Source organism: Acrocarpospora sp. B8E8 (assembly GCF_039871605.1).
Classification (GTDB): Bacteria; Actinomycetota; Actinomycetes; order Streptosporangiales; family Streptosporangiaceae; genus Acrocarpospora; species Acrocarpospora macrocephala.
Genome location: NZ_JBDPLV010000100.1, coordinates 1 through 19,208 on the forward strand (window position 1 = coordinate 1; position 19,208 = coordinate 19,208).

The window sequence follows — 19,208 nt, forward strand, 5'->3', positions numbered from 1 at the left end:
ACCAAGCGGATCACCTCATCAGGGACAAAGCACGCACCCGGCTCGGCGTGTCGCCCGGCAACCCATGAACCTTGCTCGCCACACGAGGCTCACGAACACCCAGAGTCACTGGCGTGAATGTTTACCTGTCGTCCTTCCCTCAAACTTGGGCCTATGGCACCGTGCGTCTCCGCATAGGCGACCGCTCGATCCCATCGCCCCGCGCGGGCCAGGGCGCGGACGCCATCCGACAGCACGACTTCCTGCAACCATCGGCAGATCTCATGCAGATCGTCTGCTGATGCGACGAAGCCGCGAAGATCGAAGGTGACACCGTTGATTTCAGCGGAGCCCTGGGTCTTGAGAGCGGTAAGTAGAGAGTCCAAGGCTTGGAACCCGGCCTGACCGTTGCCCTCACGTGACAGCAATCGCGCGAGGTTGATCAGTGGTTGGAGGGCGAGTTGAGCGGCTGACGCGCGGAGCGGCCGGGCGGTGGAGAAGATCTTGAACTGCCGTCGGCACAGATCCCGGGCTAAGTCAGACTGGCCGCAGTCGCTGGCTAGAAGCGCGGCCAGATTCAGAGATTCGGCGGCGCGTAGCAGCGCTTCCTGCCCGCCCTGGCTGGCCTGGTCGACGCGGTTGCGAATCTGGGCGAGTCGGGTCGGCACGGGACGGCAGATGGGCCGGGGACGGGCTACCAGGGGAAAGCGGAGCACGGTCGCTTTCGGCACGTGCTGGCGGATGTTCGACACAGGTCTGCACCCCTTCCTCGCGCGACGGTGACCGGCGCGCGACGGGTTACCAGGCGATGGCCAAATGGGAGTCTGGTCGCTGGATGACGAAGCCCGGCGTCATGGCGTCGTCGGGCGTTGCTGCGGGATAAGCGGTGATGAGGGGCTGGGCCGGCTGCTGGGCGTGCCAGCGGTTCAGCAGGTCGACGGTCTGATCGGTGAGGGCGGCTCCGTCTGGGCCGTGAGCGACGACGCCGAGTTCGTCGGTGGCGTCGCCGGTGGGGCGGAGCGTGAGGTAGGCGATGTTGCCCGCCTCGTGGAGGGCGGCCCCGGACCAGCGCAGCGCAGGCGTCGCGATGCCGCTGGCTTGTGCCGAGGCGGTCACGACTATCCGGGCGAACCGCACGCCTGAGGTGACCAGCCACAGGTCGAGATGTTCGACGGGGTCGCGGTGGCCGATGGTGATGCCGGTCCACCGCTGGCATGCGGGATAGGTCATGGCCTGGGCGAGCGCCCTGCCGTACGAGGCACGCTCTGGGGCGCCGGTGGTGTGGAGGTCGGCGGGGTTCATGCGCAAGACGACGCCGTCGGCGAGGGGGATGGACTGCTCGTCATAGGCGAGGGCGCCGCGCATGTCGAGGAAGCCGCACACCAAAGCGGATGTGCTGACCATCTGGCTGACTTTGCCGGGCCGGTGGTCGAAGGCTACGCTGCGGGTCAGGCCGCATTCGTGCAGGCGCAGCGGCACGACCAGGCGGCCTCCGTCGACTAGTTGCCGCCACCAGGCCGGGGCCAGGTCCCAGGCTCCAGCGGTGACGATGATCCGATCGTAGGGCGCATTGGCGGGGTGCCCGTCCGCGCCGTCCGCGCAGAGGACTTCCACCTGGGGGTATCCGGCGTCGGACAGGTGGTCGCGGGCGGCTGCGGTGACCTCGTCGTCGATGTCGATGGTGGTGACGTGCCCGGCGGGGCCGACTAGTTCGGCGAGCAGCGCGGCGTTGATGCCGGTTCCGGCCCCGATTTCCAGGACGCGGTGCCCGGGTTGGACGTTGAGTTGTTCCAGCATCGCGGTGACCAGGCTCGGTGAGGAGGCCGAGGAGATCGCTTCGCCGTCGCGGTCGCGTTTGGTGATGACGACCTGGCGCGCGTAGGCGGTTTCCAACGGTGTCTCGGGCAGGAAGACGTGCCGGGGGACGGCACGGAACGCGTCCTCGACGCGAGGGCTGCGCAGCATGCCCAGAGCGCGAATTTGGCCGATCAGTGCCTCACGCAGTGCGTCGATGTCCAGGGTCGCAGAAGGCTCGGCGGTGGTGTTGGCTGTGGTCACCGCGCTCACCCTAGTCTGCGGTCGCGTCGCTGGGGCGTAGGTTCGGCGGTGAAAGGCAAGCCGGGCGGCGGTGTCCGCCAGCACCCCTTGATGCGATCCGGGGATGCCCGCGCGGTTCCAGGCGTGCAGGATGTGATGGGCGAGTACGGCACGAAGGCCCCGCGTGAGGTGGCCGTCGCCTGCCAGGTCGGCAAGATCGCGTCCGGCGGCGGCGAAGGCGGCAGCCCAGTCGGGGTGCTTGACCAGTGGGCTGTGTGCGCTGGGGGTGTGGGCGGTCGTGAGCTGATGCACGGCAGCGACCACGTCGGCCGACGGCGACTGGAGATCGGTTGCACCTGAAATCCGGTGCGCGGCGACCTCGGCCCAGATGTCGCCTTGTTCGTAGCGGTCTTGAGCTGCCGCACGCATCAGGGAGTGGCCGAGCAGCAGGCCCAGCTCGCGTCGGTGGTCACGAGCGCCGCGACCGTTCTGGCCGTCGTCGCCGGTCTGGTTGAGGTAACGAAGGATGTAGCGGCTGTCGAGGTGGAACAGTGTGTGGGCTACCTCCATCGCGTCGTCGCCGCCGAAGGCGTGAACTTCGGGCTCGTAGATTGTGACCGCCCACCGCTGAATGGCACGGCGGGCAGTCAGGTCCTCCAGGCGGGCATGCAGTTCACTGACCGCATGGTCGGCGCGCTGCGGTGCGGGCTGAACGCGGAGCCGCCACAGGGGACCTTTACGGGTGAACCACCATCGGTCGATGACGGCATCTCGCTCGGTAGTGTCCAGGAACGGGCCGAGATCGGTGACGGCGACCCGCTCGGCTGCCCGCCAGTTCGGGCACCATAGGCTCACCTGGGTCCATGGGACGGCCGGGTTGGGCTTGCTCATGTCAGGTATCCGTCTTCGCGTGAGGGTCGTCAGCTGATCAGCAGGCATCGCATCCACCGGGTGCTGTCCGCGTGCGTGAGGGAGTGCAGAATCAATGCGACCCCGGCACGACCGTCGATCAATCCAGGAGGAGCAGGGCGGGTGCTGGCCGCGATCCGTATGACGGCGTCGGTCAGCTGCGGCAGCAGGTCCGCCAGCCGCGAAGAGTCGGCGTCGGCTGCCGCGCACCACGCGGTGGCCAGTGTCCCGGACCAGCCGTGGCACAGGCCAAGGCCGGCGAGTCGACCGAGTTGGACGGGATCGGACACGCATCGGGCCAGGGCGTCTTCGGCCAGGTCCTGCCTGGCGCCGTCCCCCGTTGCGAGCGCGGCCAGTTGTTGGGCCCGTGCCAAGCCGGGGGTTCCGTAGCACCAGGAGGGCCGAGCCGGGCCGGATTGAGCAGGTCGGCGCGTACGATGCTCAGACAGGCACACACGTTCGGGCCACCATGGCCCGTGCGATCCGTCCTGCCGCCAGGAGCCCAGCCACTGGCAGATCCGTTGGATCGCGGCGGCGTGGCCGTCGACCATGATGCCCTGCCGGAGGGCGAGGGCCAGCAGCGCGAGCGGGCCCCCGATCCCGTGGGCCATCCCCAAGCTTGCGTATCCGCCCTGGTTGGAGGCTGCGTGCGGGTCGTTGGTCCACCAGCCGGGCACGTCGAGCCCGGCTGCGTCGGCGACGTTCACCGGCTCGGTCAGCCGTACGAGATAGGTGAGGACGTCGCGGACGAGGTCGTGGCGACCGTGGTTTAGCGCGTACGCTCCGAGCCCGGTCAGGCCGCGCACCAGGTCGTATTCGGCTGAGGTCGGCCGGGTTCGTGCGTCCATCCGGACGGTGGCCGCCGCCAGGCGCGTTCGGGTTAGGGCGGTGACGGCGGCGTCGAGCGCCGCCCGGGTCGACGGATAGAGCTCGGCTGGCGCGAAGGTGAGGGCGAAGGCGACTGCGGGCGCGCCGAACCAAAGGCCCGCCCCGCCTGCCGCAGTCAGGTCGTCGCGCGTGGCTGCAGCCAGCCAGTTGTGGGCTGGCGTCCAGTCTGCCAGGCCCGCCCGAGCTCGTGCCGCGTGCAGGACGGCGATCCCGGCTGCGCCTTTGGACAGCGATTGGCCCAGCCAGCGTGGGCTGGTGGCGCTGCGATCATCATCAGCGGGTGGCGGGGGCGGCTCGGCGACGGTGTCGGTCAGACGAGTGGCCGTGGCCAGTTGTCCTGGCCGCGCAACCAGCATGAGCGTACCGATGGGGTGATCTGAAGGTGGCGTCATCTCGACCTCGCCGGCGATGGAGTGGGGCGGCCCGTCCAGGCCAGGGCGACCGCGCGGGCGAGGCGATGGCAGCGCTGTTCGCAGTCGCGGTCGACGCCGTGAGCGCGGACATGATGCAGGTGCAGCAGCGCCCGCAGCGCCGCATCCGCGGAGACGTGCGCGGCGGCAGGGTCGCGGGCCAGCAGTTGGGCGTACGTGGCCGCCGCGTGCCGCCGCGTCCGCCAGGCGGTGAGCACCTCGTCGCTTCGGGTGATCGCTCCCGGCGGGCTGTCCCCGCGATGCATGGGGTCGAGGAAGGCGATCGCCTGGCGCACAACGTCCTGATGGCCTCGGCGGCCGGGATCGGTGCGGGTCTGGGGCACGCGGGTCGTGGGTGCAGCGTGGTCGATCAGCCACCGCATTCCCGTGGTCGTGTCCCCGGTGACCGCGCACACCAGGTCGGCAAGACTCGCTGCGGTGAGCGCCCGACTCGACAGCGCGGGGTGGACGCTTTCGGCGGCCAGGAAGCTCAACTGCGCCACAGCACTGGCCGAATCAGCGGCGAACAACGCCTCTGCGGCGGCAAGGGCGGCGCCGCCGCCGAAGCGGGCGAACTCGGGGACGTGCGTGTCAAGGACGAGGTCACCGATCAAGCCGCGCTGGCGCAGACCCGTCGCCCAGACGCCGAGGGCGGTGACTGCCTGACCGTAGGCGCTCGCGTCGGCCAGGCGCAGCCGTACACGCAGATGCGGGGCAGGATCAGGCTGTCGGCCGCGCAGGTCGCGGTAGCGAAGGAACCACCACACGGGCGGGCGGCCGCACGCAGACAGCAGGTCGGGCAGGTGGCAGGTCACGACGGTGTCGGCGGCGTCTGCGGGCCCGTACAGCTTGGCGAACAGCACCTGCGTGCCGGGGAGGTCGACGTGATCGCGAGCGACCGGTGGAGGAAGGCACGGCTGGGTCACGATGGCCGGGGGCGAGGCGGGAGGTGCTGTAGAGGCCAAGGGGACGACGAGTTCGTGGGCGCGGCCGTTGAGCCAGCCGTAGTCGTCCGGGGTGGCCGCTTCGCGGACAACGAGGTCACCTGCACTGCCGTTCACGTGCGCGCGCAGGACCGCCAGGTCCATCGGCTCGTCAAGGTCCAACCGCAGAAGACGATCATCGGTTCCCACACTTACCCACCTCGGCACGCTGAGGCGGTCACGCACCGTGGCCACCGCCTGGTTCCAGACATCGTCGGAAGCGGCAGCACCGGGCAGGGTGCCATCGGGGATTCGCCAGCGGGCGGGCGACACGATGGTTCGGCGGTAGCGGACGCGGGGCAGGAACGGCAGGCATTCCGCCGCCCCCCAGGTGAACATGGGCACCGCAGCGGTTCTCGCGCGGGCCAGGCCGAGGAGCAGACGCACGATCGGGGGCCAGGTATGCGGCGCGGTCGCGTTGGCTAGGATCGGTTCGATGATCCGCCGCCGCGACAGGGACACCAGGTAGAACTGACCCGCATCTGCGGTGACGGCAAGGTCGTCCAGCCCGATGCAGTCAACGGCGCGGCCTTCGGTGGTGTGAGGGTATTCGGCCATGGTGATCATCGCGGGCAGCACAGGCGGCGCGGTGGCGACGTTCGCCGTACGTCCCTGCTTGGGTGGGAAGGACAGCTGCGCGGCGATGGCATCCTGGACGGCGACCGGCAGGTCGGCGTACTCCTTGAGCATCGCCAGCCGATCAGCGGGCGGCAACACGTCGAGGAACCGGCCGGTCATGGCGACCGCCGACCGGCCGATACCGAGGACCGCCAGGGTGAACGCGCCCTGCGCCAGCGCGGCGGAATCCGCTGCCCGCACATCGACACACAACTCCATATGCGGGGCAGGCTGTCTCGTCGCGTTCCCGGAGAGGCGGTCGATGGTGCAGTCGTCGAATACGATCTCCCACGCGCCGTCCAGTGCCGTCTGCTGAGCCAGGGCCAGCAGGTGTTCATCGCGTCGCGTGAGGCCCGCTCCTGGGCCTGCAGCATGGGCGGGCACGCCGAGCCCGGCGGCGGAATCCGTCAGCAGGCGCACCGGGACCAGGGACCCCACACCGTAGGTGTCCAGGAACATGGCGTGAAAGGCTCGCCACCCCGCATGCCCGTCAGGGTCCGGGACCAGCCGCAGCAGCGCCTCGGCAGCGGTTTGCGCCTCGGCGGCCACCTCTTCGGGAAGCCCCGGGGCCCGGTCAAACCGAAGATCCACCGTGAGCGGCTGGGCGACGGACAGGGCCAGCCGCCGCATACGCGCGCCGACGGTCACGGTCGCGGCCCAGGATCGCCGGGCTGCTGTGGTCAGACGTGCATGGATCTCGCGCAGGTCGTCGACCAGCGGCATCTCCGCGAGCACGTCGGCCGCGTGAGTGTCGAGTTCGGTCAGGACATGAGCCAGACCATCACTGCTGGTGGAGGACGGACGCAGGCTGCTGATCAGAACTCCGGACCTGATCAGCGTGGCCAGCATGTCGTCGATCGCCGTGTCGGGAACGTCGGGCAGATCCGCGGCGAGCTTGTCCAGCAAGGCGTTCACCACGATCGGGATGCGAGCCGCGTCAGCGATCACGTCGAGGAGCGGGCTGTGCCGTACCGAGATCTCAGCTGCGGAGCCGGGTCCTGCTGTGGCACGAGGCTGCCAGGTCACGACCAGCCGGTCACCCCGCAGGACCGTACAGTCGTTGGCAACGACGGGAAGTCGGCGGCGGATCGCGGAGACCGCTTCCAGACAAACGATCATCTCTGCGAGCCAGGCCGCGTCCGCCCGGACACGAACGTGCGAGTGGCCGATGATCGTGTCCGCTGGCGGAAGGTTCGTGAATTGGACAAGAGCGACCCCGGCAAACAGGCCGAAGGGCGTCGCCCGTCCTCGCATGCGCACCAGGTAGCGGGCAAGCGTCCTGGCCAGACGCCGTACCGGTTCGCAGGCGATCTGACGTCCGCCGAGCACCGCCTGCACGCGGGCCGCGACGGTGGGGCTGGCCACGGTGATCGCGTCGGCGATCGAGGGCAGCCTCCACACCTGCCTCACCCACTCGCGCCACTGTCCGGCGACGGTGTCCTCGTCCAGGCCGAGGTCTCCCCCAGGCCAGGGCGGGACCATCACGGTCTCCACGTCGAACACGCTTGCGCGCAGTGTCGCGCCGCCCACGCGCTGGAACCCTGGCGTGCGCATCGCCTGCCACCTCCTTCGCGGATCTGCTCACGATGGTCCGCTGTCGTCCGCGCGAGCGTGCTACGCGGACGACAGCGGGGACGGTCAGCAAAGGTCAGCAGTCGCCTCCAGCCACGGTGTCGCACCCGTTATCGGTGTCGCCCGGGTGGACCTGGGTGGCGGCGCCGACCTCGACGATGGTGACGTCGAGGTCGAGCACGGCTGGCGTCTGAGCAGCCATGAGGGTTCCTCCTGTCATACGGGCTGATGACGATCGCGGGGACCCGTACCGCTGGACGGAACGAACCCCGGCGCTTTCAGCCAACGCCATGCCGACCGGTCGGGAAATTGCCACCTGCTGACAAGTGCGTTGTCACAAGGTCGCTACCGTGAAGGCCCTTGCCTATCGCGCACGCGGTGCTACGTTCCGTGTGTGGAGCCTTCGGCCCGGGACATGATCGCCGCCGAGCTGCGTGCCACAGCCGCCGCATCGGCGTGGACGCCCTGGCAGCTCGTTCAGGCCATCCATGACAAGACCGGCGCACCGACACTTCTCATGGCATGGCGGCTGGCCTCTGGTCAGACCCAGGCCGAGGTAGTGGCCGGTGTCCATGCGCTGGCGGCCGACGACGGGCAGGCGTGCGGCCTCAACGTGCAGAACCTGTCCCGCTACGAGAACGGGCATATCACTCCCGGCGCGTTCTACAAGCGGTACTTCGCGCTGTGGTTCCGCTGTCGGCTGGAACGGCTGGGACTGGCCGACGACGATCCGGTCGCTACTCTGGTGGGGCAGGTTCCGGCAGTTCTGAGTGACCCGGAGGACGATGTGGACCGTCGTGAATTCCTCGGACTGGCCGCTGCGGCGCCGCTCGCGCTCAGCTTGGACCACACACGATCGTTGATGGATGCCAACCTGCGCCGGGTGCTGCCCGCCTCCGACCTTGACCACTGGGCCCAGGTGACCGCCGCCCACGTCGAGTCGTACGGCACGCTTGCGCCTGCCACGCTGCTGGATGCGGTGGGGCCTGATCTCGCCGAGATCGCCCACCTCGCTGAGCGCTACCCCCATCAGCGTGACCTGCACCTGACGGCGGCCCGCATGAGCGGGCTGGTGGGCGCGCTCTACACCGACTTGCAGCACGACGGCCCCGCCCGCAACTGGCTGCACACTGCGGCCCGATATGCCGAACTGTCCGGCGACACCGCCGCCCGCTACTGGATCGCGATGGCCCAGGCCATGTCCGCGTTCTACGCCCCCGCACCGCAGCGCGTGATCGTGATTGCCGACCACGCCCGCGCCACGCTGGGCAAGGCGACGAACGCGCCCGCCGCGCAGTTGAGCGGCTTGGCTGCCCGCGCGCACGCCCGCCTTGGCCGCCAGGACCAGGCCAAAGCAGAGCTGGACGCCGCGCACACCATCGTCGACGGGCTGACCAACGCTGAGCTCAACGAGCCGTTCTTCGGCTTCCCACGCCGCGAGATGATGATGTACTCCTCACAGATCCTCAGCTACATCGGTGACCCCAACGCGTGGGACGAACAGGCCCGAGCGCTCGCTGCCTACCCGGCCGACGACCCCATGGACCGCCCGCTCATTCTGCTGGACCGGGCCCACTACCTTGCCAGACAGGGCAACCCAGCCGAAGCCTCTACGATCGCCGCCAATGCCATCACGGCATTACCCGGTGACATGCGTGTGCCGCTCCTCCTCATCCAGGCTAGGAACCTGGCCGATTCGATGATCCAATACGCACCTCAAGCCGCCGCCACGCTGCGAGAAGCACTCGTTTCCTAAGGGAAGCTGCGCCGTCGCCAGCATGGTCGACGACACCTTCTCTTTCGCGCAGGTTCCGTCGGCGCGTCGTGCGCCTCGACCAGTGTCGGCTCATGCTCCGGCGTGAGCGATCATTGCTCAGCTGATCCGATCGAGGTCTGTCGTCCTTCCCACCTCACCGCCATTGGTGAAATTCGCCCCGAGGTTAGCCAACGTCGACGCCACTGTCCTATATATGATTTTTCACCCACTTGAGCCGCAGAAGACCACTTTTCCCTCAAGTCTCACGAGACCGACAGAGAGGATGGTCGATGGTCGAACTGGGCGTTAGGGGCTGCGACCTCCCTTTTGATGACGTGACACGGCAACTGGCCCTTCAGTCGTAGATCGCCGTGACTCTGGGAGATCCCTGCGTCGGTGGGGGTCTGGCGGTAACCTGCCGGGCTCGGTGACAGGCACGGGCAACGGCTTGGCGACGTCTCCAGCGGGACCAGGCCAGCGCGTGCCGCAGCCGAGCGCTCGGGCTGGGCAAGGGCGTGACCGCAAGGAGAAGGCGACGGATCTCGTAGGTGGAGTACCCCACCGGCTCAACGCGGCTGGAGAGCGTGGAGGTGCTGGTGGTAGAGGGGGCGAGAACCCCTGTGTGGGTGGCGGTGCCGTCGCCGTCGCAGTGGAGATCGTCCTGGGTCACGGCGGTGGCGGCCTGTTGGACGGCGAGGAACGCGGCGGCCAACTGGGCCAGGGTGATGTGCCGGTACCAGCCGTGGTGGGAACGGACCTCGTAGTCGGCCAGGCCGCAGGCGGATTTGCCGAGCTTGATGGCTTCTTCCACCCGCCACCGGGCGCCGGGTAGGAGAACCAGTTCCTCGACGGGTGTGCCGGGTGGCCCCCAGGCCAGGTAGTAGTCGCGGTCGGTCGGGGTCTGCGGGCGACGCCGAGCGATCACCCAGCGGGCCCAGCAGCCGGGGTCGGCGGCGGCCCGCCGGTCATCGGCGCCGATAGCGGCCTGCGGGTCGGGCAGGCGGCGGACCCACCACTGCCAGGTACGGGTGTCCCGCTGGGACGGCCCAGCCGGCAGGCGCAACCAGTCGCTTCTGCGGCGATTCGGGCGAGGAGGCGGGCCACGTGCCGAAAACCCGGCCGATCCAGCACTTTCTGGTTGGCCTGGATGGTCACCGCGTAGGGCAGGCCACACTCTTCCAGGTAGGAGCGGAAGGCGCCGTCACGGCCGTAGACCTCATCGGCGGCCACACACGGCCGGGCGGCAGTTCGGGCAGAACGCGGTTGATCATCTGCTCGGCCAGGCGCGGTTTGGTGGCGAACACGCGCTCGCCGGGGACGTGCGCGCCCGCGCATCGGTCCCGATCCTGGGTCCACTCCTTGGGCAGGTACAGCTCACGGTCGATCATGGCTTGCCCGGCTGCGGTGGCCCAGGCCGCCATCACCCCGATCTGGCAGTTGACCACAGCGCCCCCCACAGCGCCCCCGGTGCCGTGTACTGGCGGGCCACTCCGGCCGAGCTGCGGCTCCGCTTCTCAAACCCTGTCTCGTCGATCACCCGGACCCGCGCCCGGCATCGCCAGCCCATCCAGCACGTAACGGCGCACGAAATCCCGCAGCGCGTCGGGCTCCCACACCGCTCGCGACAGCAGGTGTTGCAGCCCCCAGGCGTGCTCGTCGCCGACGTACTCGGCCAACTGCCAGCCGTTCTTACGCGAGATCGGCCCCAGCAATCCCCGGACGAAGTCAGCCGCCCGACGCCGCACCTCCACCCGCGGGAAGATCTCACCCACCTCGACCAGCAGATTCTCCAACTGATCCGACCACTCCTCGGCCCACTGCTGATCAGTGACGACCGAGCCAATCTCCATCATCGGTGCACGCGTACCCGCATGATCTACCTGGCCCAGCAGCGGCAAGAACTACCGCAAAGGTGAGAATCTACGACTGAAGGATCGGAGGACTATATGATAGTTGGTCAGTATGGATTAGAGATAGGTGAGGAAGTGCCGTGAGCCCAAGGTCTGGAGGCGAGGCCGATAAGTTCGGTAATCGCTATGAAGGGGCCTGGACGGTACGGCACCTCCTTTTCGTGCTTGCTGGAAGGGCAGAGTCAGTCACCGTCGAAGACTTCGGCGACTTGGCCCAAGGTGTGGAGTTCACCTACCGCCGTCAAGATATGGTTGAGGTTCATCAACTTAAGCGCCAAAATGGCAGGGCAAATAGCTGGACCGTCAAGGCTCTTCAGGATAAGGGCATTTGGCAGAATGTTCAGGGCCATGTCGAGGCTGGTAGAAGGTTTCAATTCATCTCTATCCTGCCCGCCGTGACGCTCCAGAGTCTCGCTGACCGAGCAAGGCGTGCAGAAAATGCAGATGTCTTCGTCAAGGATTGGCTAACGAACAAAGACCTTCGCGACGCTTTTGCCGACCTGTGCTCACCCACTATCTTCGGGGCGGCTGAGGTTGCCTGGAGGGTGCTTCGCGGCTTCTGGATTGACTGGCCGAGTGAGCGTGACATCGTGGAGACGAATTCGGCACTTGCTGAGTTGCAGTTGGAGGGTGCAGCGGGCGCTCTTGCTGCCGTTGGCTTAGGCGATCTGATCGTCAACAATTTAGGTGTCCGTCTCGACACAGCCAAGATCGAAGCCGAGTTGGACAGGTACGGGCTCCACAGAACCAATGTCCGGCGTCAAAGCACCATCGCAGAGCGGGTCAAGTCTATTAGCGCTGGGTGGGCTTCGAGTATTGAGCGTGAACTGCTTCGGCCCGCCATAGCCCGTGCGGAAGCGGCGCAACTCGTCGACTCGCTGCACGAAGATGGCCTCTTTCTGCTGACGGGGTCAGCAGGTGGTGGCAAAACCGCCGTCCTCAATCAGGCATTTCGGGCACTTCTGGCGACAGTAACCCCTGTTCTTGGCTTCCGCCTCGACCGTCTTGACTCCTTCTCGACAACAACTGAACTGGGCAACAGGGTCGGCCTGGAAGTCTCACCCGTGGCTGCCCTTGCAACTGTGGCGGGAGACCGTCCTTGCGTTCTCATCGTTGATCAGCTCGATGCCGTTAGCCTTGCTTCTGGGCGGATGCCGCGAAACTTCGATGCCGTAGCGAACGTGGTTCGTGAGGCGTCGGTGTTTCCGAACATGCGCGTCATTCTTGCTTGCCGAAAGTTCGATGTGGAGAACGACTACCGAATTCGGGAGCTGGTTAGTGACAGGCGGTGCAAGCGTATAGAGGTTGCAGACCTTTCGAACGCACAAGCATCCGAAGCGGTCACAGCTATGGGATTGGACGCATCGGCTCTCAGTCCACACCAGCAGAAGCTCCTTCGTTCTCCCCTGAATCTAGTATTGCTAAACGGTATTGCCGATAGCGTCGAAGCTCTCTCATTTCAGACTACGAAGCATCTGTTTGATGCCTTCTGGCAGCGCAAACTCTCCGATTGCCTCCAGAGGCGACAGTCCATACGCTTTTACGAGGTCATCTCAACTCTCGCGGAAGCCATTAGTGCGCGTCAGCGCCTTTCGGTCCCCGCCACAGCGTTTGACGTAGGAGACCTGTCAGTCGATGCGGATGTCCTTGTTTCAGAGCATATCTTGGTTCGTGACGGTCAGCAGATCGCTTTCTTCCACGAGAGTTTCTTCGACTATGCCTTTGCTCGGGGCTGGATCGAGCGTAATCAGACGCTGGTCGAATTCCTGACCAGCGGGGAACAGGAACTTTTCCGGCGAGCGCAGGTCAGACAGATCATGAGTCACCTGCGAGAGCTTGAGCCTGGTCGCTTCGCCGCAGAGGTTGAAGGGGTACTCGCCAATCCGAATATCCGCTACCATATCAAGGACGTTGTGATTGCCCTAGTCGCCGAGTTGGCCGAACCGACGACGCGCGAATGGGAGATGGTAGCTAACGTCCTGGAAGCGCACCCTACCTTTGAGGATCGCTTGTGGCACTCGCTTTGCGGAGCCGGCTGGTTCGAACGCCTAGATGCTGAAGGCTTTATCGAGGAGTGGCTAGCCGGGACCGATGCGACAAACCAGTCGCGAGCCCTCGACGTCATGGTCGGCGCAGCGAAGCATGACCCAGACCGTCTAGCTCAGATTCTGCAACCCCATGCCACCCATGTTGCTTACCCCAACTGGCTCCAATGGGTCGTCCGGTTTGCGGATGTGCACGAGAGCCGGCCGCTATTTGACCTGCTCCTAGGCGCTGTACGCAGCGGTAAGTACCAAGGTGCGGAGCGCGAACTGTGGCTCTCAACCCATGACCTAGGCGAGCATCAACCAGCATGGGCTGTGGAATTGCTAGCCGCGCATCTTGTTGATCGTCCCGACGCTTTGACTCTGGATGATAGCGGCAAGGTTGCTGCACTTTTTGATAGGGACCATAGCGCAATCAAGCTGGTGCAACTCGGAGCTGTTGGCGCTCCGCAACTCTTCTGCGATCTCATTATTCTGTACATGCTGCAAGTGATGGCTGCCACGGCATACGAAAGTAACTATGAACGGCCATTGCTAGACAGGCACTTCCACTTTCGTTATCCGAACAACAGTCCACACGAGTTGGAAGATGCGCTGCTGGTTGGCGCCGCCACAGCCATCCACCTTGCAGTGGAGCATGATCCAGTTGAGGCTCGATCGACCCTAGAAGCTCTTGCTGCCGATCCCCATGAGGCTGCGCAGTGGCTCTTGTACGTGGGTCTGCGTACCGCGGGCGAGACCTTCGCGCAGTTGGCGGTAGATCTCATGCTCGAAGGTACTCATCGGTTCATGAGTGGGTACGCTTCGAATTCGGTGTGGGCTGCCCGCCAGGTCATCCAGGCTACGAGCCGATTTGTAACCGAGGAGTCATTCCGACAGCTTGAAGCGGCCATCTTGGCCCTTCGCTTTCCTTGGGAGAAGCAGCGTCCAGGCTGGTACATGTTCAACCTGCTGTCAGCGATGAATGAAGCTCGTCTCTCGGAGGTAGGCCGACGTCGCCTTGGCGAGCTACGAAGAATGGCAGGCATGGCACAACCACCCGAACCAGAAGGCGTAACCGGAGGTTTCATAGGTCCACCGATTTCTCGCGATTCCGCTGAGCGTATGAACGACGATCAGTGGTTGGGTGCAATGGCCAAGCACAACAGCGAGAAGACGGATTGGCAGACGTTCACAGGCGGTGCACAAGAGCAATCTCAAGTACTTAAAGACCAGACGACAAGAGACCCAGGTAGATTCGCGCGCCTGGCGCTCCGATTCACCAAGAGTACTCATTCGGCATACGGCGACGCCATCCTCCTTGGATTGGCCGAGGCGGAAGTGCTCACAGACCCCACTGCGGTCTTTGATGCCGTCCGACACATTGCCTCTATCGGACAATCGGCAAACGACCGATGGTTGGGCTTTGCGCTCCGAAAGTATCTCAAGGTCGTCCCGCATGATCTCGTGGAGATCGTCATCGATCGGTCGGTCAATGCCGCTAATCCTGCTGACAGCAACTTGACGGTTCGGCGGTCTGGGCGTGAGCACAAGGGTGGTGAGGACCTTTACTTATCCGGGATGAACACGGCGCGTGGCAGCGCAGTCGAGATCCTGGGCGATTTCCTTGTCTATGATGCGGACGGCTCCCGGACAGCCTTGGTGCTGCCCGTACTTGACCGGATGGCTGCTGACCCTTCTATCGCTGTGCGTTCCTGCGCGGCCCATCTCATCCATGCCACTATGCGCCACGCGCGACCGGAAGCGTTGAAAGCCTTCGCCCAGCTTATTAATGCAGACGACATGCTGTTGGCGACGCATAAAGTCACGCGATTGATTGCGCACCTTGGGTATGAAGATCCCGACACTGCGAAACCTGTAATCGAACGAATGATTAGATCGCCAATCTTCGAAACCCGACAGGCTGGGGGTCAGTTGGCTGCGCTAGCTGCGATGCAGTGGGGGATGTCGGACTTGCTTGACTCTGTCCTTGCTTTCGATGACGTCGCTCTTCGCAAGGGAGCAGCAAGTGTATGCGCTCATCGGCTCCCTAATACGTCTGACGCAGCAGTCGCACAGCGAGGGCTTGAGCAGTTCATACACGATCCTCAAGAGGATGTGCAGCGGGCCGCAGCCGAAGTTGCAGGAGCCTTGCGGGGTGAACGGCTTCGTGCTTTTAAGGAGCCGCTTACAAGTCTTATCTCGTCCCCTGCTTTTACTCATGCTCTGCCGCAACTGCTTATTACCCTAGAGCGTGCACCAGACAGGGTAGATGACCTGGTATTGAAGTGCTCGCAACGTTTTATTGATATGTTTGGTGCTGACTCTGGGGATGTCCGGACCGGTGCCGCAGGCGATGCGCGACACGTTGGTGAACTGCTAGTTCGGGCATATGCTCAAGCAATGTCAAAGAATAACCGATCTGCAGTCTTGGACTTGCTGGATCAGTTGCTTGCAATTGGTGCGTACGGCATTGCAGAAGTAGTGGGTGAGTCAGAGCGGTGAGCTGACATCTCGTTGTGGAAGAGCTCAGGCCACGCGTACCTGGCGAGGCAGAGATCCGGCTGCTGTTCTGTTCGACCCGACGCGGGAGGCGATCGTACTGGTCGCGGGAGATAAGGCCGGGGAATGGAATCGGTGGTACCGCACCGCGATCCCCCTGGCGGAGGAACGCTACGCCGCCTACCGCGAGGACGATGAGCGAGTTCGTGAAATGGTCCGACACCAAGACCAAGATCCGTGACGTTGACCCCGGCTGGGACTCTCCCAAGCGAGTCGCCGCCCGGGAAACCAGCCGCGGGCAACTGCGGGCAGAGCTACGCGGCGCCAACTCGCCGAAATGCGCAAGCGTCTGGGTGTCCCCCAGAAGCTCCTCGGCGAACGGATGGGCATCTCTCAGGCACGCGTATCCCAAATCGAGCACGGCCAGATCGGTACATGGAGTGATCCATGGTCGGCCGGTGCTCGCATCAGGATCCGACGACGGCCTGGTGAGGATCACTGATGCCGCTTTGGGTGATGAGTCGGTCATGCTCACGGCGCATCGCTCTCCGATCCGTGCTCTGGCCGTCGTGGATGTGGCGGAGACGCTTACGCTGGTCAGCGCCGGTGACGAAGGGCTCCAGGCGGTCACCTTTCCCACGCCCTTCTCGGGCTGATCGCGGCGTGAGGGACCTAGGGCCTACCCGAAATGTGTCGGCCCGGTCCTGTAGATCCGCGAGGAAGAGCGCGATGTGCTCCGCCGTCGTGGGCACCCGGTGCGGTACGGCCCTTCAGTTTTCCGCCAGCGAGACGGACCTGGACGGGCAGGCGCGGACGGCCTCCCGCACCACCGTCTGGGCCGAGTCGTCCAGGGTGTCGACCAGAACCATGGCGGTGCCGTCGTCGCTCTGGTCGAAGACCTCCGGCGCGATGAGCACGCACTGGCCAGCGCCGATGCAGCGCGTGGCGTTCACATTGACACGCATGACCTTCCTCATCCTGTCGGGGGCGTGCAGGTCCATCACCAACGGACCGGTAGCGCGTGCAGCCCGAACAGCACGCCGTCGTACTTGAACGGCAGGTCCTCGACCGCCTGATCGAGCTCAAGGGTGGGAATCCGCCGGAACAGGGTCCCGAAGACGGTGTCCATCTCGATCCTGACGAGGTTCTGCCCGAGACACTGGTGCACGCCGTACCCGAACGCGACGTGGTGGCGGGCCGAGCGGCTCGGGTCGAACTGCTCGGCGTGCCCGAACGTGCCCTCGTCGTGGTTGGCGGAGGCGCCGAGCGGCACGATGCCCTCGCCGGCCCTGATGAGCTGCCCGCCGATCTCGACGTCCTCCACCGCCACGCGCAGTGCCACCCGGTCGGCCACGGACAGGTAGCGCAGCACCTCCTCGACCACTCCGGGCGCGTTGATCCATTGCCGGTTCAGCAGCAGCATGACCACGCCGAGCGCGATGTTGTTCGCCGTCGTCTCGTGCCCGGCGATCAGCAGCAGCAGGGCGACGCCGGAGATCTCCTTGGGGGTCAGCACCCCGGCACGCAGCAATCGGCTGGTCAGATCCCTGCCGGGGAAGCGCTGCTTCATGGCGATCAGCTTGTTGATGTAGAGCAGCAGGTCCTGGGCCGCGGCATCGCGTTCGTCGTCGGTCGACGTGAAGGTCACCAGAATCTGCGTCCTGGATTCGAAAAGCTCGCGGTCCGTGCGCGGCACGCCGAGCAGTTCGCAGATGATCAGCGACGGCACCGGCAGCGCGAACGCGGCCACCAGGTCGGCGGTGGTGCCACCGGCGAGCATGGCGTCGATGCGGCCGTCGACGATCCGCTGGACCGCCGGGCGCAGCTCGCCCACCCGCCGTACGGTGAACTCCGGGATCAGCGCCTTGCGGAACCGGGTGTGGTCCGGCGGGTCGTAGGCGACGAACCAACCGGGGATCTGGTCGGGGTGCGGCACCGTCCCGTTGCGCCCGATGGTCGGAAACCCCGGGTGCGTGGGGCTGGCGCTGATCCGCGGGTCGGTGAGCACGGTGCGTACATCCTCGTGGCGCGTGACCAGCCACACGGTGCTGCCGTTGGGCAGCGCCGACTTGACCAGGCCCGGGCGCGCCCGCAGTTCGGCGTACTCGTCCGGGGGAGAGAGTTGCCCGCGCCGTCGCGTCGGGAACTCGATGGAGATCGGATCGCTAGTTGGCATGCTGTCGCCACGTCCTTCGGCAGGTCCTGTCAGATCATTTCAGCGCCGGACTGCCCAGGATCAGATCGGCGGCGGCGTGGACGCCCCCCGCCTCTCGCATCGCCTTGGCGAAATGCTCGGCGCGTTCACGGAATGTGGGGTTGTCGAGGACTCGGGTGATCTTGCCGAGCCAGTCTTCGACATCGATGGTCTGCGGGTCGTCCACGGTGAGGCTGACCCCGCTGTCCACGCCGCGTATCGCCTGGTCGTAGCAGTCGACCCAGAGCGGCCGGATGACCTGCGGCTTGCCGAAGTACAGTCCCTCGTGGAACGCGTTTCCGCCAGCGTGGTTGACGAAGAGCTTGACGTTGGGATGGGCCAGCACATCGAGCTGAGAGGGGACCCAGCTCTCGATCCTGAGGTTCTGCGGCAACTCCTCGCTCGGCGGCAGCAGGTGTTGCTGCTCCTTCGGGAGCTTCCACAGCACGGAGTGCCGGCCGTCCAACCGGCGGGCGATCTCCGTCACCGCGTGGACTTCGGGGCCGGTCAGCCGGGTGATCGTGCCGAATGCCATGAAGACGACGGAGGGGTTGGCGTCCAGCCACTTCGACAGGTCATGGTCGCCCGGCGCCTCCGGTAGCGGCGGGATGACCGCGCCAACCAGGTGGACGTTCTCGGGCATGGGGATCGGATAGTCCAGTCCGGGCACTGTGCAGCACACGACGGCCTCGGCGAAATCGGTTTTGGCCGTTGGGCGGAGTACCTCCGCTGGAAGCTGCAACTCCTTCACGGTGGTCAGGACGTGACGAACGATCTTCAGCATCTTCGGGTGCAGGAACATCAGCTTGGCCCGGGTCTTGAAATAGGAGTTGTAGACCCGCTGCTGGAACGACATGTTCAGGGACAGCCCGGAGTGCATCATCGGGTACCCGCGCGGCGCCGCCGCCGCGAGCAGATTGCTCGGCAGGAATGGCGAGATGAGGATGAACGGGATCTTCAGTTTGACGGCCACCGTGATCGCGATGGGGTTCACGGTGTCGAAGACCATGAGGGCGGGCTTGATCTCGTCGACCAGGGCCTCGACCACCGGGTACTTCTGCTGCGTCGGCACCGGACTGAACACCTGCCGCACCACCGCGTGGTGCGCCTTCCACCGGGACCGCTGGGTGACCTTGCGGTACACCTCGTCGTCCCAACTGTTGGGGGTGATCTCCGGGATGGGGTCACCGAGGGAGACGAAGGTGATGCCGCTTCCCTCGTCGATCTTCTCGATGTCCGCCTTGTACTCCGCTTCCGCTGCGAACCACAGGTCTTCCGCGCCCCGCCGGGCCAGTTCGGCGGCGATGACACGCAACGGATTGAAAATCCCGTGCCCCGTGGAGCTGAGGAACAGCACCCGCTTGCGGCTCTCGTTCATCGTGCACACCTCCATGGCGGGAGCCGGACCGCCGAAAAGTCGGTGACA

At 65.6% G+C, this 19,208-nt stretch carries 13 protein-coding genes and 1 pseudogene; 4 read left to right on the forward strand and 10 right to left on the reverse strand.

All coding sequences use genetic code 11. The annotated features are described in order from the left end of the window. Nucleotides 1-89 precede the first annotated feature (89 nt). From ABGB08_RS49285 to ABGB08_RS49305, 5 genes are all read right to left on the reverse strand, one after another. On the reverse strand, nt 90-731 hold the full coding sequence (locus tag ABGB08_RS49285) for a hypothetical protein (RefSeq protein ID WP_347605756.1): 642 nt from the start codon (nt 729-731) through the stop codon (nt 90-92). A 46-nt stretch (nt 732-777) separates the two neighbouring features. Beyond that, nucleotides 778-2,907 (reverse strand): methyltransferase, FxLD system, encoded by a 2,130-nt coding sequence (fxlM, locus tag ABGB08_RS49290; protein WP_347605758.1) that lies wholly within the window; start codon nt 2,905-2,907, stop codon nt 778-780. Nucleotides 2,908-2,936: 29 nt separating this feature from the next. After that, the gene (locus ABGB08_RS49295) at nt 2,937-4,169 is read right to left on the reverse strand and encodes a lanthionine synthetase C family protein (protein WP_347605761.1); all 1,233 of its coding nucleotides are present in this window, start codon (nt 4,167-4,169) and stop codon (nt 2,937-2,939) included. A 32-nt stretch (nt 4,170-4,201) separates the two neighbouring features. Further along, a complete protein-coding gene (locus ABGB08_RS49300; protein WP_347605763.1) occupies nt 4,202-7,378 on the reverse strand; it encodes a lantibiotic dehydratase in 3,177 nt (1,058 codons plus the stop codon). 94 nt (nt 7,379-7,472) lie between these two features. Beyond that, the gene (locus ABGB08_RS49305) at nt 7,473-7,598 is read right to left on the reverse strand and encodes a hypothetical protein (protein ID WP_347605766.1); all 126 of its coding nucleotides are present in this window, start codon (nt 7,596-7,598) and stop codon (nt 7,473-7,475) included. Nucleotides 7,599-7,811: 213 nt separating this feature from the next. Between ABGB08_RS49305 and ABGB08_RS49310 the strand changes: the two genes are divergently transcribed. After that, entirely contained in the window at nt 7,812-9,152 is a 1,341-nt protein-coding gene (locus tag ABGB08_RS49310; RefSeq protein ID WP_347605769.1) for a hypothetical protein, read from the forward strand. 355 nt (nt 9,153-9,507) lie between these two features. Here the strand turns inward: ABGB08_RS49310 and ABGB08_RS49315 are convergent, their stop codons facing one another. Both ABGB08_RS49315 and ABGB08_RS49320 read right to left on the reverse strand, forming a co-directional pair. After that, on the reverse strand, nt 9,508-10,215 hold the full coding sequence (locus ABGB08_RS49315; protein ID WP_347605772.1) for a hypothetical protein: 708 nt from the start codon (nt 10,213-10,215) through the stop codon (nt 9,508-9,510). A gap of 88 nt (nt 10,216-10,303) precedes the next feature. After that, nucleotides 10,304-11,005: pseudogene (locus ABGB08_RS49320) on the reverse strand (transposase). A 278-nt stretch (nt 11,006-11,283) separates the two neighbouring features. Here ABGB08_RS49320 and ABGB08_RS49325 point away from each other — a divergent pair. The 3 genes from ABGB08_RS49325 to ABGB08_RS49335 all read left to right on the forward strand — a co-directional run bounded on the left by ABGB08_RS49325 (nt 11,284) and on the right by ABGB08_RS49335 (nt 16,244). Then, nucleotides 11,284-15,591, forward strand: coding sequence for a hypothetical protein (locus tag ABGB08_RS49325; RefSeq protein WP_347605774.1), 4,308 nt, complete (start codon nt 11,284-11,286; stop codon nt 15,589-15,591). After that, nucleotides 15,575-15,829 (forward strand): type II toxin-antitoxin system RelE/ParE family toxin, encoded by a 255-nt coding sequence (locus tag ABGB08_RS49330; protein ID WP_347605777.1) that lies wholly within the window; start codon nt 15,575-15,577, stop codon nt 15,827-15,829. The genes ABGB08_RS49325 and ABGB08_RS49330 overlap by 17 nt, the downstream gene beginning before the upstream one ends. Nucleotides 15,830-16,046: 217 nt before the next feature. Further along, a complete protein-coding gene (locus ABGB08_RS49335; RefSeq protein ID WP_347605780.1) occupies nt 16,047-16,244 on the forward strand; it encodes a hypothetical protein in 198 nt (65 codons plus the stop codon). Nucleotides 16,245-16,358: 114 nt separating this feature from the next. On the opposite strand, the gene ABGB08_RS49340 is transcribed toward ABGB08_RS49335, so the two are convergent. Genes ABGB08_RS49340 through ABGB08_RS49350 form a run of 3 tightly spaced genes read right to left on the reverse strand, consistent with a single transcriptional unit; the run spans nt 16,359 to nt 19,160 of the window. Continuing rightward, nucleotides 16,359-16,553, reverse strand: coding sequence for a ferredoxin (locus ABGB08_RS49340; RefSeq protein ID WP_347605782.1), 195 nt, complete (start codon nt 16,551-16,553; stop codon nt 16,359-16,361). Between the two features lie 35 nt (nt 16,554-16,588). Further along, entirely contained in the window at nt 16,589-17,764 is a 1,176-nt protein-coding gene (locus ABGB08_RS49345) for a cytochrome P450 (protein WP_347605785.1), read from the reverse strand. A 34-nt stretch (nt 17,765-17,798) separates the two neighbouring features. Further along, nucleotides 17,799-19,160, reverse strand: coding sequence for a glycosyltransferase (locus tag ABGB08_RS49350; RefSeq protein ID WP_347605788.1), 1,362 nt, complete (start codon nt 19,158-19,160; stop codon nt 17,799-17,801). Between the last annotated feature and the right edge of the window lie 48 nt (nt 19,161-19,208).

Excerpts from the sequence above, each read along its gene's own strand:
- ABGB08_RS49300 (WP_347605763.1), bottom strand. The coding sequence starts at position 7,378 with ATGCGCACGCCAGGGTTCCAGCGCGTGGGCGGCGCGACACTGCGCGCA.
- ABGB08_RS49305 (WP_347605766.1), bottom strand. The coding sequence starts at position 7,598 with ATGGCTGCTCAGACGCCAGCCGTGCTCGACCTCGACGTCACCATCGTC.
- fxlM (WP_347605758.1), bottom strand. The coding sequence starts at position 2,907 with ATGAGCAAGCCCAACCCGGCCGTCCCATGGACCCAGGTGAGCCTATGG.
- ABGB08_RS49350 (WP_347605788.1), bottom strand. The coding sequence starts at position 19,160 with ATGAACGAGAGCCGCAAGCGGGTGCTGTTCCTCAGCTCCACGGGGCAC.
- ABGB08_RS49295 (WP_347605761.1), bottom strand. The coding sequence starts at position 4,169 with ATGCTGGTTGCGCGGCCAGGACAACTGGCCACGGCCACTCGTCTGACC.
- ABGB08_RS49310 (WP_347605769.1), top strand. The coding sequence starts at position 7,812 with ATGATCGCCGCCGAGCTGCGTGCCACAGCCGCCGCATCGGCGTGGACG.
- ABGB08_RS49340 (WP_347605782.1), bottom strand. The coding sequence starts at position 16,553 with ATGCGTGTCAATGTGAACGCCACGCGCTGCATCGGCGCTGGCCAGTGC.
- ABGB08_RS49345 (WP_347605785.1), bottom strand. The coding sequence starts at position 17,764 with ATGCCAACTAGCGATCCGATCTCCATCGAGTTCCCGACGCGACGGCGC.